The 14,317-nt window shown below is 63.3% G+C and carries 13 protein-coding genes and 1 pseudogene; 7 read left to right on the top strand and 7 right to left on the bottom strand.

Going from position 1 to position 14,317, the window contains the following annotated elements:
• Positions 1–5: 5 nt before the first annotated feature.
• Positions 6–455 carry a type II secretion system major pseudopilin GspG gene (gspG, locus tag M1D99_RS14275; RefSeq protein WP_186704911.1) on the bottom strand — a complete coding sequence of 150 codons (450 nt, stop codon included), beginning with the start codon at positions 453–455 and terminating at the stop codon, positions 6–8.
• A gap of 148 nt (positions 456–603) precedes the next feature.
• Between gspG and gspI the strand changes: the two genes are divergently transcribed.
• Positions 604–978: a type II secretion system minor pseudopilin GspI gene (gene gspI, locus M1D99_RS14270; protein ID WP_434576036.1), complete on the top strand. Its 375-nt coding sequence runs from the start codon at positions 604–606 to the stop codon at positions 976–978.
• Between the two features lie 131 nt (positions 979–1,109).
• Here the strand turns inward: gspI and M1D99_RS14265 are convergent, their stop codons facing one another.
• The gene (locus M1D99_RS14265; RefSeq protein ID WP_434576034.1) at positions 1,110–1,553 is read right to left on the bottom strand and encodes a type II secretion system protein N; all 444 of its coding nucleotides are present in this window, start codon (positions 1,551–1,553) and stop codon (positions 1,110–1,112) included.
• 117 nt (positions 1,554–1,670) lie between these two features.
• Between M1D99_RS14265 and gspH the strand changes: the two are divergent.
• Positions 1,671–2,105: pseudogene (gene gspH / locus M1D99_RS14260) on the top strand (type II secretion system minor pseudopilin GspH); the annotation flags it as partial.
• 13 nt (positions 2,106–2,118) lie between these two features.
• The gene (locus M1D99_RS14255; RefSeq protein ID WP_458132061.1) at positions 2,119–2,730 is read left to right on the top strand and encodes a PulJ/GspJ family protein; all 612 of its coding nucleotides are present in this window, start codon (positions 2,119–2,121) and stop codon (positions 2,728–2,730) included.
• A 211-nt stretch (positions 2,731–2,941) separates the two neighbouring features.
• Here the strand turns inward: M1D99_RS14255 and M1D99_RS14250 are convergent, their stop codons facing one another.
• From M1D99_RS14250 to M1D99_RS14240, 3 genes are read right to left on the bottom strand one after another with little or no spacing between them, the layout of a single operon-like run.
• A complete protein-coding gene (locus M1D99_RS14250; protein ID WP_458132140.1) occupies positions 2,942–3,883 on the bottom strand; it encodes a FecR family protein in 942 nt (313 codons plus the stop codon).
• Positions 3,884–3,920: 37 nt separating this feature from the next.
• Positions 3,921–4,466, bottom strand: coding sequence for a sigma-70 family RNA polymerase sigma factor (locus M1D99_RS14245; RefSeq protein WP_053119708.1), 546 nt, complete (start codon positions 4,464–4,466; stop codon positions 3,921–3,923).
• A complete protein-coding gene (locus M1D99_RS14240; protein WP_186704980.1) occupies positions 4,463–5,095 on the bottom strand; it encodes a secretin and TonB N-terminal domain-containing protein in 633 nt (210 codons plus the stop codon). Before M1D99_RS14240 ends, M1D99_RS14245 begins: the two co-directional genes overlap by 4 nt.
• A gap of 205 nt (positions 5,096–5,300) precedes the next feature.
• Between M1D99_RS14240 and M1D99_RS14235 the strand changes: the two genes are divergently transcribed.
• Positions 5,301–5,642: a hypothetical protein gene (locus M1D99_RS14235; RefSeq protein ID WP_434576030.1), complete on the top strand. Its 342-nt coding sequence runs from the start codon at positions 5,301–5,303 to the stop codon at positions 5,640–5,642.
• A gap of 136 nt (positions 5,643–5,778) precedes the next feature.
• Here M1D99_RS14235 and M1D99_RS14230 read toward each other — a convergent pair whose 3' ends face one another.
• Complete coding sequence (locus M1D99_RS14230) at positions 5,779–6,219, bottom strand: carboxymuconolactone decarboxylase family protein (RefSeq protein WP_186704905.1); 441 nt, start codon at positions 6,217–6,219, stop codon at positions 5,779–5,781.
• Positions 6,220–6,414: 195 nt separating this feature from the next.
• Here M1D99_RS14230 and pdxR point away from each other — a divergent pair, with 195 nt between their 5' ends.
• The 3 genes from pdxR to M1D99_RS14215 all read left to right on the top strand — a co-directional run bounded on the left by pdxR (position 6,415) and on the right by M1D99_RS14215 (position 8,969).
• On the top strand, positions 6,415–7,848 hold the full coding sequence (pdxR, locus tag M1D99_RS14225; RefSeq protein WP_434576028.1) for a MocR-like pyridoxine biosynthesis transcription factor PdxR: 1,434 nt from the start codon (positions 6,415–6,417) through the stop codon (positions 7,846–7,848).
• Between the two features lie 121 nt (positions 7,849–7,969).
• The gene (locus M1D99_RS14220; protein WP_122566412.1) at positions 7,970–8,263 is read left to right on the top strand and encodes a putative quinol monooxygenase; all 294 of its coding nucleotides are present in this window, start codon (positions 7,970–7,972) and stop codon (positions 8,261–8,263) included.
• 301 nt (positions 8,264–8,564) lie between these two features.
• On the top strand, positions 8,565–8,969 hold the full coding sequence (locus M1D99_RS14215; RefSeq protein WP_434576026.1) for a cupin domain-containing protein: 405 nt from the start codon (positions 8,565–8,567) through the stop codon (positions 8,967–8,969).
• Between the two features lie 186 nt (positions 8,970–9,155).
• Here the strand turns inward: M1D99_RS14215 and M1D99_RS14210 are convergent, their stop codons facing one another.
• Positions 9,156–14,024 (bottom strand): NAD-glutamate dehydrogenase, encoded by a 4,869-nt coding sequence (locus tag M1D99_RS14210; protein ID WP_434576024.1) that lies wholly within the window; start codon positions 14,022–14,024, stop codon positions 9,156–9,158.
• Positions 14,025–14,317: the final 293 nt, after the last annotated feature.

Here is a 14,317-nt window from a genome sequence, read left to right as displayed (position 1 = left end):
GGCCCTTATAACTGCCAGGAGCCAATGTCGGCATTCACGCCGTCGCCGTCAGGCTGGCCGTCGGCCCCCAGGGAAAATATATCGACTTCACCGTTGGCACCGGGGTTGAGGTAGTTGTAAGGGCGTCCCCACGGATCATTGGGCAGGCGTTCGAGGTAGGAGCGCCAGGTGCCGTTTTTCGCATCGGCCGGTTTCTCCACCAGCACCTTGAGGCCCTGGTTCATGTTCGGGTAACTGCCGTGGTCCAGGCGGTACAACTTCAAGGCTTGCATCAGGCCGCCAATGTCCTGTTTCGCCGCCGTTGCCCGCGCCTGGTCGGGACGGTCAAGCACCTTGGGCACCACCATCGCCGCCAGGATGCCGAGGATCACCACCACGACCATGATTTCGATCAGGGTGAAACCCAACTGCCCACGAGGGCCTTGGGAACGGGCGTTGTAACGGGCAATCTGCATCTCGACGGTCCTTCGCTGGATTCGATTCGAGGCGCAGTGTTGCAAGAAAATATGTCAGTGATATTGAAATTGCTCAGGAGCTTGCGTCGTCAATCGGTCACGAACGCCGGCTAGCCTTGAAGGCTGCCCTCGCTCTAGAGCCCGTGTCATGCCACGCCCTGCTCCGCAAGCCGGCTTCACCCTGATCGAAGTGCTGGTGGCCCTGGCGATCATCGCCGTGGCCATGTCGGCCGCCGTGCGCGTGGCCGCCGTGATGACCCAGAGCAGCGGCTTGCTGCGAGACAAATCCATCGCCCTGCTCACCGCCCGCAGCCAACTGGCACAACTGCGTCTGGAAGGCGGTTTTGCCCCGGGCTCGAAAGTGTTCGAGTGCGACCAGGGGCGCTTGCGGCTGCGCTGCGAACAGACCCTGCGGCCGGCGGAAAACGGTCGGTTGCTGCGGGTTGAACTGAGCGTGTCGGACCGCACGCGTGAAGCACCGCCGTTGGCTCGATTGGAGACGTTGGTCAGCCGGGAGAAATAAGGAGAGGCAATGCGATCCCCTGTGGCGAGGGAGCTTGCTCCCGCTGGGCCGGTCCGACGCCTCGGGCGAAGCGGCCCCAAGATCCTGCGGTCGCTACGCAACCGAGCGGGAGCAAGCTCCCTCGCCACAGGTCAGCGCTGGTTTTCGGAGTGGGTCAGCGAGGGCAAACTCACTGAATCCGGCAACCGCGCCAGGACCAGTCGGGTCTGTTCGTTGCCGCGTTCGATGACCACCGCCTGCGCCTCGATCGCCACCAAGCGTACCCCTTGGGCCACGCGCTCACCCACCAGGAAACTGCGCGGCGGTCCGTCGTTGAGGCTGAGGATCGCCACGGAAGCGTGGCTGCCGGCCATCACGCCGCTGACCTTGATGTCCACCGGTGCCGGTTGGTTGGAGAACCATTGCAGCGCCGGGTTATCGGAACGCTCGGCCATGCGTTGCGGGGCGACGTCCGGCGTGCGCGACTCGGCCGACGTGAGCAGCAGCGACGACCAGGTCGCCACCCCGGCCAACGCCGCCAACAAGCCCACGACCTGGACGATTTGCGCCGGGGATACACGCTCGATGAACGCCATGGCCTGAATCTCCTTGTCTTGATTCCAGCTTGCAGCGTACGCGGCAATTCTCTCCGTTTTATTTCACATCCTTATCATCTTCGCCGTGCAGGATGAGGCTCACGCAAAGGAGCGCCCATGAACCTCGGCAAGCAACGCGGTTTCACCCTGATCGAACTGATGGTCGTGCTGGTGATTGTCGGCATCGCCAGCGCCGCCGTAAGCCTGAGCATCAAGCCGGACCCGTTGAAATTGCTACGCCAGGATGGCGAACGACTGGTGCAGCTGTTGCAACTGGCCCAGACCGAAGCCCGAACCGACGGGCGGCCGATTACCTGGCGCTGGGACGCCAAGGGCTTTGGCTTCAGTCGCCGCGCGGATCAAGGCACTGGGGCCGATCGCTTCGAGGACGACCCGCAACTGCGTCGTCGGCGCTGGCAGAGCCCGTCGATGGAGGTTCGCGTGGAGCCCAGGCAGCGGGTCGTGCTGAATGCCGAATGGATCGGCGAACCCTTGCAGATCCGTTTGTCGGACGGCCAGAACAGTCTCACCGTGCAACGCAGTGCCGCCGGCGGGTGCAACTCCAATGAGCGCGCGGGAGACCGGCTTCACCTTGCTGGAAGTGATGGTGGCGATCCTGCTGATGGCGGTGGTCAGCCTGATCGCCTGGCGCGGGCTGGACAGCGTGACTCGGGCCGACAGCCATTTGCAGGCCAGCACCGAACAGACCGAAGCGTTGCTGCGGGTCTTGAATCAACTGGAGCGCGACGTCGACCTGCGCGCCAGCATCGAGCTGAGTGAACCGGTCAAACCCGGCGTCGACGACGAGCCCTCCACCGCCCCACCCGCCTTCACCGTGCGCAGCACCGAGGGTCAGGGCTTTCGCCTGGATGTGATCCGCGTGGCGGCGGCCCAGGAAGGCGAGTTGCAACGGGTGCGCTGGTGGCTCAAGGGCGACACGCTTTACCGCGCCCAAGGCCAGGCCCGCAATCGCTACCCCCTGCCCGCACCCGGCCCGGGCGTGGCGGTGCTCAGCGACGTCAGCGATGCCGGGCTGCGGTACTGGGACACGGAAAAAGGCTGGCGCAAACTCAGCGGCAACCGCCAGGAAAACCCTGCGGGCATCGAGATCAGCCTGACTCGCCAGACGCCTCAGGGGCCTGAAACCTATCGACAGGTGCTTGGACCGCTGGAGTAGGTAGTTATTGGACCCTAGCACTGGTCCTTGTGGGAGCGGGCTTGCTCGCGAAGAGGCCTGTAGGCTCGACATCAATGTCGACTGTGATGCCGCCTTCGCGAGCAAGCCCGCTCCCACAGGGTTATTGAATGAACCCAAGATTTGGGCACAACACAAATCCACTGTGGGAGCGGGCTTGCTCGCGATGAGGCTCGCCCAGGCACCGCGAGGCTCAGCTCAGCACCACCACCCCACCCGGCAATTCGGTACATTTGGCGCCGTAGGCATCGCGGATCAACAGCGCCACGCCCGCCAGTTGGTCGAGGCGAAAGCGTGCCTGGACCTTGCGCTGGCCCAGCTCGCGGTTGAGCAGCAGCAACATGCCGGGACGATAGCGGTTGATTTCATCGATGACGCTGGCCAGGGTCGCGTCGTTGAACACCAAGACCTGCTCACGCCAGGCAACGGCCGCCGACACATCGGCACGCTCGGGAGTGCCCACCTGGCGCGGGTCGTAGGTCAACTGCATGCCCGGCTCCAAACGAAACCGCTGGCCTTGCACCTCGACCTGCACCACGCCCTCCAGGCAAGTCGCGCAGACGCTCTGGTCGGTGTAGCGGATGTTGAAGCGTGCCCGGGCGGCGCTGATCCAACCGGCGCCGGCCTGGACGCTGACCACCTGGGCACTGCGCCCCTGCACTTCAATCTCGCCACTGAGCAATTCCAACCCTTGCCCGCCATCGGCCAGCGAACGGTGACTGAGGCGAGTCTGGGTATTGAGTTCCAGGCTGACACCCTCGGCCAGTTCCACCCGGCGCTGTTCGCCGACGTCCGTGATGTAGTCGGCCCCCAGCCCGGAGACACCGCCGGGCACCGTGGCGCGGATCAACAGGAATGCCGCCGATGCAGCGATTGCCCCACCCAACAACGCCCGCCGGCCAAAATGCCGGGGCGCCTGCAATGCGGTGGCGGCGGGTTGCAGCCCCTGCCACAACGCCTTGGCCTGCTCAAAAGCCCGCGCATGCTCGGGGCTTTGCCCGCACCATTGGCGCAAGGCCTTGGCATCGGCCACGGTGGCACGTCCCGAGGTCAGCAGGATCAGCCAATCTCGGGCCTCGCTGGCCAATCGGGCCTGGGGCGTGGCGTCAGGGGAAGCGATGCTGAAGATGTTCAAGCGCACACACACTCATGAAAGGGTCGGGTCTCTACTCTCAAGACGGTTTTCCCGCGCCGGGACCGAACCGCTGAATGACTTTTCTTTCCAGGCGCAGGGCGCAATGCCCCAGCGCCGCCTTGATTTCCTTCTCCACCATACGGGTGGAGATACCGAAGCGCTGGGAGATTTCCAAGTGCGGCGCTTCTTCCAGGCGGGCGGCGATGAAAATCCTGCGACGCCGCGCCGGCAGTTCGTACAAGGCCTTGAGCAACGTCTGCAACTCCTTCTGCCCACCCACCACCCGTGCCGGGTCCAACGCTTCATCCGAGACCTGCAGCAACTCCTCGATTTCATCCCCCGTGAGCAAGCGTGCATCGGCCTGCCGACGGTCAGCGGCAATGTTCAGGGCCATGCGATACAAATAGGCATTGGGCTGGGCGATGTCCGACGTGTCGACCATGCGATCGACCCGCAGGTAGGTTTCATGCAGCACATCGTTGGCCAGCTCCTCGGAACCCAGGCGCCGGCGCAAGCGCACCCGGAAATCCTCATAGGAGGTGAGGAACAGCTTCACCAACGGGCTGCGGCCGATGTCTTTCATCGCCCGGGCACCCCTTCCCCTGTTGTGCATTCCATGCTTCTTCCTGATGAGTCGGGTAACAAAAGCAGGGTCACCGGCTGGCGCAGCGAACTGGGCGCCGGGCGGTCGATCCTGAGGTTCTGCAAGCTATCGACCAGGGCCTTGTCCCGCATCAGGTCGCCCGTGGAACTGACCAGGCGGCTGTGCTGGACCACGCCGTCCCGGCCGATCCACATTTGCAGCACCGCCCGGAAACTGCCCGGGCGGGTCAACGGTGAACCACATAAATTGCGCTGTATGACCGTCTGGATGGCGGCTGCGTAATTGCTGTCGCCCAAGCCCGGGGTTACGCCGGCAGGCAACGGCACCTCGCGGACCCGCACCGGCTGCAACGTAAACGCATCCGCCCGGGCATAATGCGCCGCCAGCCCGGTGCCGCTGAGCAACACCCGCAACCCTTCGGAAGGCGTGAACCGCCCCCGCACGCCCAGCGTATGGCGCTGGTCCGATAGCTGCTGGTCAACCAGCACGGCCATGCCGGTAAAACGACTGAACTGTTCCAGCGCCGTGGTCAATTCCTGGGGCGCGATGTCCAGCTCTACCCAGTCGACTGCCTGGGCCGGCGCACTCAGCAGACACAGCAACACCACCAGCCACCCCAAGGGCGCCCCGGTCAATCCACGTCCTCGTCCGCCCTCGGCTCTGCCCTGCTGCACGACTGACGTATCCGTTGAAAATCGTCATCCTGAGGGGTGTTTATGAATGTCGTATGACAACTGATACAAATCCTCCAGGCCGCACTAGACTGATGCCCTGACAACGAACCGTCTTGCATGGCGGACCAGGAGGTCGGTGATGAAACAGTGGACGAAAATGGCGGCAGGCCTCGGGTTGCTCTTGGCCATGCCCTGGGCCCAGGGCGAAGAAGCCCCGGGCTGTATCGAGGTGACCGTCGGTGGCTACAAGACGCCCGACTACAACTGCCTGAGCCGGCAGATGGGTAATGACCCCGAGGCCGCAACCGCAGCGCAACGGGCCCAGGAGACCATGAACGTGCCAGTCAACGAACGCGCGCCGAACAGCGTCGGCCTGGCGACCCCGGCGGCCACGGGGGTGCGCATGGGCAATACGTTTGGCACCTCGGTCAAGCCCCAGCGGCCGCCGGTGCCGGCCAACACCTCACCGCTGCCCAAATAACGACACTGCTTTTTGTGGCGAGGGAGCTTGCTCCCGCTGGGCTGCGAAGCGGCCCCAAGATTTTGCGGTCGCTGCGCAACCGAGCGGGAGCAAGCTCCCTCGCCACAGGGATCACTTCAGAGCCTGATCCAGATAGTCAGCCACCCGGGCTCTGGCGAAAACTCACCGCCAGCCGGTTCCAGCTGTTGATGGTGCTGATCGCCAGGGTCAGGTCCACCAGTTCCTCCTCGCTGAAGCAGGCCCGGGCCTGGGCGTAGACGTCGTCGGGGACTTGGCTTTGCGCCAACAGCGTCACCGCCTCGGTCCAGGCCAGGCCGGCCCGTTCGCGGGCCGTGAAGAAACCGCTGTCGCGCCATACCGCCACCGCGTAGAGCCGCCGTTCGGTCTCGCCCTGGCGTCGCGCCTCCACCGAATGCATGTCGGTGCAGAAGGCGCAGCCATTGAGTTGCGAAGCGCGGATCTTTATCAGGTGCAGCAGCGCCGGTTCGATACTCAGGCGACTGGTCAGGGCTTCCAGGCCGATCATGGCCCTCATCGCCCCGGGGGATGCAGCGTAGTAATCCAGACGCGGGCTCATGGCGGGCTCCGTGGCGTTCGAGCGTTCCACGGTAGGCCCTGGGGTCGGTCAATGACAGGTCCAATTCGGCGAAAAAACCGGAGACAAGTCCAATCGACGGGATTTTCCCCACGCAACTTCAACGCAATCGCACAATGCGGGTAATCTTGCGCTTTTGACGCTGGCCGCCGAACAATCGCCCAGGAGCTTGCGGGTATGGAACTTCATGTTGTCATCAACGGCCGCAAGGACCTGTCGGGCCAGTTGTATCAACAATTGCGCAGTGCCATCGAGAGCGGCCGCCTGGCCGCCGGCACCCAGCTGCCGCCCAGTCGCCTGCTGGCCGAGCAACTGGGTGTTTCGCGCAAGACCGTTTCCGACACCTACGCCCAACTGACCTACGAAAACTTCCTCACTGGCATTATCGGCAAAGGCACCTACGTCAATGCGCGGCCCGCCAAAGTGGTACGCAAGCAAAGCCACCGCGAACTGGCCGGTGCCGATGTCGTCGAGGCCTGGCGCACCATGCCCGACCTGATGCGCCATCCCACCCTCGAAGGTGCGTTGCGCTACGACTTCATTGGTGGCGCCACCGGCAAAGGGCAGTTTCCGCTGGACGACTGGCGGCGCTGCACCGCCCACGCGCTGCGCCAGATCGCCAGCGCCAAGGGCTTCTACAGCCAGCCCGAAGGCCTGCCGGCGCTGCGCAATGCCATTGCCCGGCATATCGCGTTTTCCCGCGGGGTCAGTTGCCAGGACGAAGACGTCGTGGTGTGCAACGGCGCGCAGCAAGCCCTGGACTTGATCTCGCGGGTGTTGACCCGTCCCGGCAGCCTGGTGGCCATGGAAGACCCCGGCTATCCGCCGGCGCGGTTGCTGTTTGGCTCCCAGGGCGCCACGGTGGCCGGGGTGCCGGTGGACGATCAAGGCCTGCGGGTGGACCTGATCCCCGACGGCACGCGGTTGATCTACGTGACGCCCTCTCACCAGTTTCCCCTGGGCATGCCCATGAGCCAGGCCCGTCGCGAGGCGTTGCTGGCGCGGGCCTATGAGTTGGGGGCGATCATCATCGAAGACGACTACGACAGCGAATTCCGCTACGAAGGGCGGCCCGCCGATTCGTTGCAGAGCCTGGATGAACGCGGGATCGTGGCGTACGTCGGCACCTTCTCCAAGACCCTGTTGCCGGAGCTGCGACTCGGTTATGCGATCCTGCCGCCGGCGATCCTTGAAGCGGTGATCCTGGCCAAGCGCCTCACCGACCAGCACACCTCCACCCTGCCCCAGTGGGCGTTGGCGAAATTCATCGCCGAAGGCTGCCTGCTCAAGCACATCCGCCGCTGCCACACCCTGTATGCCGGGCGCCGCGAGCGGATCCTGGCGCGCATGGCCGGGGACTTGTCGCCCTGGTTCGAGGCCGTGCCGACCACCGCGGGCTTTCATATGGCGGTGTTGTGCAAGGTGCCGATGGACCTGGCGCTGGTGATCGAGCTGGCGAAAAAAGCCGAGGTCGGGCTCTACAGCCTCGAGGGGTTTTTCAACGATGTGCCTGTGCGACCGGGCCTGTTCTTCGGTTTCGGTGCGATCGAAACCCTGGACATCGATGTCGCCCTGGACCGCTTGCGCGACATTCTGCAGCAGGTGGCTTGAGAATTGGACTGGGCATTTATCCGCCCATTGGCTGTTTGAGCCTTGCGCCGCCAGGCCTATCCTGCACGGGTGTCATTGATCGTGAATAACCACCGTCCGACTTGATTCAGGAGCCTGAACAATGTCTCGCCAAGTGATCAATACCGTACAGGTGCAAGCCGCCGCCGGTCGCTCGGAAGAACTGGGCCGGCAATTGCAGCAAATCGTCGAGACCTTGCGCGCCCTGCCCGGCTGCGATGCCTATCTGGTCGACCGTTGCCCCGACGATGGCGACCGCTGGAACGTCAGTGCCCGCTGGCAATCGGAAGCGGCCATGCAAGCCCACTTCAACTGCCCGGAAGTGCAAGGTTTCATCAGCCTGATCGACAACCGCCTGGCTCGAAGCGTGGATTTCAATAGTTTTCCGATTGTCTGAGACCACGAATCTATTCCTGCCAAGCACTTCACCCTGTGGCGAGGGAGCTTGCTCCCGCTCGGCTGCGCAGCAGACGCAAGACTCTGATTGAATGCGCCGCCTGTGTTGGGGCGGCTTCGCCACCCAGCGGGAGCAAGCTCCCTCGCCACAAAAGCTCCATCGGCCAATGGCTTCATCGACCCAGCCAATTGGTCTACCCACCTTCCGAAAGATTGGACGTTTGCTTGCCCCGCCTCGGGGCTTAGGGTGAGTCCATCGCCGCGCCAGCGCGAAATCACTCGAAACCAAATAGGCCATCCCCATGAAAACACTCTGTCTGCTCGCCGCCCTCAGCCTGCTGCCCATTACCCAGGCCTACGCCCACGAAGCCGCGCCTTCGGAGAAGGTCACGGTGCTGCAGGAGCAAATGCTGAAAAATGTTCCAGGTAAAAAAACCATGATGCTGACCGTCAACTACGCCCCCGGCCAAGCGTCCATTGCCCACAAGCACGAGGGCACGGCCATGGCCTATGTACTCGAAGGCGCCATCACTTCCCAGGTCAAGGGCGAGGCGGCGAAGACCTACAAAGCCGGGGAATTCTGGTATGAAGCGGCGGGTTCCGAGCACCTGGTGTCGAAAAACGCCAGCGCGAGCCAACCGGCTAAATTGCTGGTGTTCATGGTGATGGGCGAGGATGAGGCGGTGTTGATTCCGTTGAAAAACTAACTCGCCTAGACGCAGTCCCCCTTGTGGGAGCGGGCTTGCTCGCGAAAGCGGTTTCCCTGTCTAAGCGTTGTTGACTGACCCACCGCTTTCGCGAGCAAGCCCGCTCCCACAGGGGCCCACAGTGGATCTTAAAAACAAAAAAAGCCCCGCATCTCTCAATGCGGGGCTTTTTCATTCAACGTCGGATCAGTTGGCCGTCACGACCGCCTGACCACTCATTGCCACGTCCAGCAGCTCGCGGTTGGCGACCGCGTACATGGCATAGTCGGTACCGCTGGCAGCACGGATGTCCACCAGCATGGCGCGCCAGCGCTCGACCATCTCGCGGTGCTGCTCCAGCCACAGTGCCAGGCGCGTTTCCACGTCCTGGGCGCCATCGCCCTCTTGCAGGACCGAGATGGTGATTGCCCGCTGTTGCCAGTCGACATCATCACGGAACGCTTCACGGGCCAGTGCCTGCCAGTTGTTTTCCACCGGCAGTGCGCTGATCTGTTGCAGGTACCAGGTGATGTCCAGGGCGCTGCCCACGGCGAAGTAAGCCTTGGCCACGTCGGCGGCGTTCTGACCGGTGACGTCAGCCGCCTCGATGATCGGCAGCAAGGTGTACAGGTGCGTCGTGCCGGCAACCATGCGCGCCAGCAGCTCCGGCACGCCGGCGGCCACGTAGGCCTGGTAGCGGGTCTGCCAGCCTTCGCGGGTCGGACCTTCCAGCAGTTCGTCGAGCTTGAGGCCCAACGCGGCCAGGTGCGGACCGAAGTGAGCGACGTCACGGGCAGCGTTCTGCTCGTTGCGGCGGCTGCGCAGGAACCAGCGCGTGGCGCGACGGCCCAGACGCATCAGCTCGTCCATCAGCTCCAGTTGCACGTCGGCCGAGACCTGGTGGTCCAAGGCTTCAATCTGACGGAACCAGTGCGGGAGATGGAAGATGTCCCGAACGATCACATAGGCACCGGCCACGTTCGCCGGGCTCATGCCCGTCGATTCTTTCAACCGCTGGACGAAGGTGATGCCCATGTGGTTGACCAGGTCGTTGGCGATCTGGGTGCTGACGATCTCGCGTTTCAGGCGGTGACGACGCATGGCTTCGGAGAACTTGCTCACCAGCGTTGGCGGGAAAGCCGTCTCCATGTCACGGGTCAGGTAGTCATCGTCCGGCACCAGGGAGTTGAGCAGCGCTTCCTTGAGGTCGATCTTGCTGTAGGAGATCAGCACCGACAGTTCGGCACGGGTCAGGCCATGGCCCGCCGCGACACGTTCGGCCAGTTGCTCTTCCGTCGGCAGGAACTCGATGGCACGGTCCAGCTTGCCCCGGGCTTCCAGATCGTTCATCAGGCGCTTGTATTCGGCGATCCGCACGAAGGCGCGGCGTGCCGCCAGGGACAGGGCCTGGGTCTGCTTGTAGTTGTTGCCCAACACCAGGCCACCGACTTCGTCGGTCATGCTCGCCAGCAACTGGTTGCGTTGCTTGTCGGTCATGTCGCCGGCCTGCACCACTTCGTTGAGCAGGATCTTGATGTTCACTTCGTGGTCGGAGCAGTCCACGCCACCGGCGTTGTCGATGAAGTCGGTGTTGGAACCGCCGCCATTGAGGCCGAACTCGACGCGACCCAGTTGGGTCATGCCCAGGTTGCCGCCCTCGCCCACGACCTTGCAGCGCAGTTCGTTGCCGTTCACGCGCAGCGCGTCGTTGGCCTTGTCGCCGACATCGGCGTGGCTTTCGCTGCTGGCCTTGACGTAGGTACCGATACCGCCGTTCCACAACAGGTCCACCGGCGCCTTGAGCAAGGCGTTCAGCAGTTCGGTCGGGGTCAGTTTGTCGGCCTTGATGTCGAAGCGCTCTTTCATCTGTGGCGAAATCGCGATGCTCTTCGCGCTGCGCGAGAAGATACCGCCGCCTTCGGACATGATGCTGGCGTCGTAGTCGGTCCAGGCCGAACGCGGCAGGTCGAACAGGCGCTTGCGCTCGGCAAAGCTGCTGGCAGGCGTAGGGTTCGGGTCGATGAAGATGTGCAGATGGTTGAAGGCCGCGACCAGTTGCAGCTTGTCGGACATCAACAAGCCGTTGCCGAACACGTCGCCGGCCATGTCGCCGACGCCCACCACGGTGATGCTGTCTTCCTGGACGTTGATGCCGCGCTCGCGGAAGTGACGTTGCACACCGACCCACGCGCCCTTGGCGGTGATGCCCATTTTCTTGTGGTCGTAGCCGGCCGAACCGCCGGAGGCGAACGCATCGCCGAGCCAGAAGCCGTAGTCGATGGCGATGCCGTTGGCGATGTCGGAGAAGGTCGCAGTGCCCTTGTCCGCCGCCACCACCAGGTACGGGTCATCGTCGTCATGGCGCACGACGTTGGCCGGCGGTACCAGCGCGCCGTCCTTCAGGTTGTCGGTGATGTCCAACAGGCCCGAGATGAAGATGCGGTAGCAGGCGATGCCCTCGGCCGCGATCTCGTCCCGGCTGCCGCCCAGTGGCAGGCGACGCGGCAGGAAGCCGCCCTTGGCGCCCACCGGCACGATCACCGAGTTCTTCACTTGCTGGGCTTTTACCAGGCCGAGCACTTCGGTGCGGTAGTCTTCTTCACGGTCGGACCAGCGCAGGCCACCGCGGGCAACGTTGCCGAAGCGCAGGTGCACGCCTTCGACCCGTGGCGAGTAGACGAAGATTTCGAACTTCGGCACCGGCTTCGGCAGTTCCGGGATCAAGTGCGGGTTGAACTTGAAGCTGAAGTAGGACTTGTTCTGGCCGTTGGCGTCGGTCTGGTAGAAGTTGGTCCGCAGGGTCGCCTTGATCAGGTCCAGGTAACGACGCAGGATGCGGTCTTCGTTGAGTACCTGCACCTCGTCGAGGGCCGAGAGGATCGCTTGCTCCAGGCGCAGCTGCTTGTCTTCCAGGTCATCGCCGCTGAGCTTGCGCGCCAGATAGAAGCGGGTCTTGAACAACCGGGTCAACTCGCGCGCGATGTCGGTGTGGTTGTTCAGGGTGCTGGCGATGTAACCCAGGTCGAAGCCCAGGCGGATCTGCTTCAGGTAACGAGCGTAGGCACGCAGCAATGCCACGTCGCGCCATGGCAGGCCGGCGGTCAGCACCAGGCGGTTGAACGCATCGTTCTCGGCATCGCCACGCACGATGTGGACGAAGGCGTCCTGCAAGGTGTCGTTGAGTTGCTGGATGTCGAGGTCCAGGCCTTCGGCGGCGGTGAAGGCGAAATCATGAATCCAGAATTCGCGGCCGTTGGTGTGGCGCAGGCGGTACGGGAATTCACCCAGCACGCGCAGGCCGAGGTTTTCCAGGATCGGCAGCACGTCGGACAGCGCCAGCGGCGTGTCGGCGTGATACAGCTTGCAGTGCAGCTCGCGCTGGCCGGAAACCTGGCCCAGCGGCTGGTAGAAGCTCATCACCAGCGGATTCTTTTCGTTCAGGCTCAGCAGGTGCTGCATGTCGACCACGGCCGAGTGCGCGGCAAAGCGCTCGCGGTAGCCGGCCGGGAAGCCTTTCGGGAAGTCCGACAGCACGTTGGTGCCCTGGGCTTCACCGAAACTCTCGATGACCAGGCTGGCGTAGTCGTCCTTCCAGCTGCGGCAGGCCTGCACGACTTCTTTTTCCAGCAGCAACGGGTCGATGTCGATGCGGTTCTTCGGGTCCACCCGCAGGATCAACTGCACGCGGGCCAGTACGGACTCGGAGAAGAAGGTCCAGAACTCGCAGTCCGAGGCCTTCAGGCGATCCATCAGCACTTGCTGGATCTTCTGGCGCACTTCGGTGGAGTAGATATCACGCGGCACGTAGGCCAGGCAGTAGCAGAAACGGCCGTACGGGTCTTTGCGCAGGAACACACGAATCTTGTTGCGTTCCTGGATCTGCACGATGGACATGACGGTGCTGAACAGCTCGTCCACCGGGGTCTGGAACAGGTCGTCGCGAGGCAGCACTTCGACCACCTGGGCCAGTTCCTTGCCCAGGTGCGCCTTGGCCTGGAAGCCCGAGCGACGCTCGATTTCCGCGACCTTGCGGCGGATGTACGGGATGACCCGCACGCTCTCGCCATACACCGAAGAGGTGTACAGGCCCATGAAGCGGCATTCCTTGATGACCTTGCCGTTGGCGTCGATTTCACGGATCGACACGTAGTCCGGGTAGGCCGGACGGTGCACGCGGCTCGGGTGCGCGGCCTTGGCGAACGACAGCGGCGTCGGTTCGCGCAGGTAGTTGACGGCGTAGTCTTCGATGCGCAGGTCCTCGGCGGTCAGGCCGGCGCGCAGCAACTTGGTCAGGCCGAGGAACGAATCGGGGTTGTACTCGATGTGGCCGCCATCGGCCTCGTCGCGCACCACGAACTCTTCGTAGCCCAGGAAGGTGAAGTGGTTACCCACCAGCCATTCCAGGAAGCTCTTGATCTCGCTCTTTTCATCAGCGTCGATGGCGTAGGCGCTGCTGTCCAGGCTGTCGAGGATTTCCTGGACCTTGGCTTTCATCGGTTCGAAATCGGCCACGGCCACGCGCACTTCGCCCAGCACTTGCTCAAGTTCCTTGCTCAGGACGTTGAGTTCGGCGGCGTTGGCGCAGCGGTCGATTTCCAAGTACATCAGCGACTCTTGCAGCACGTCGTCGCCCTGGGTGCCCTTCGGCAGGATCTCCAGCAACTCGCCCTTGCTGCCGCGACGCACGCTCAGGACGGTGGTTTGCAGGGTATGGATGCTGTAGCCGCGACGGTTCAGCTCGGTGCGGACCGAGTCCACCAGGAACGGCAGGTCGTGGTGCAACACTTCCACGGCCGTGTGGGTCGACTGCCAGCCGTGGCGTTCGTAATCGGGGTTGTAGACGCGCACCTGCGGTTGCGTGTGGTCGAAGCGCTCAAGCAGGCGCCAGGCAGACAGGGTGCAGCCGGCGAGGTCGGACAACCGACGCTGGGTAAGTTCATCGAGGGAAATGATGCCGAAGAATTGTTCAGCGAACAGCGCCACTTGTGGCAGTGCCTGTTCACTGATGTGCTGCGCCAGTGCCGCTTGCAGTTGGTGCTGGAAGTCGGCTTTGCTGGCTGCGGTGAAGAACGCCATCTGTGGTACTCCGCTTGGGCTTGTTATTGATGGTAGCGTCGCGTGCAACCCCTTTCGGGGCCGTCGGCCATCCCGTTCCTGATTCTCGGGCAGAGGAAACAGGATGACAGGTGGGTGAAGCTGGACAGGACCGGCAGGTCACATCCTTTTCCATGTAATTTCATGTCATGGACACCTGCAAAAATCACCCCGGGGTGGACTTTGCAGGTGCACATCCGTTGCGCAGCTTAACGAGTGCGACATCCTGCCTGCTTGCAGCGCTGCGACATATTCGGTCATCGGCTAGCTAAACA

The organism is Pseudomonas sp. R3-41 (assembly GCF_054161485.1).
The sequence above is the reverse complement of the archived record's forward strand: the minus strand, read 5'-3'. Positions and strand labels throughout refer to the sequence as shown.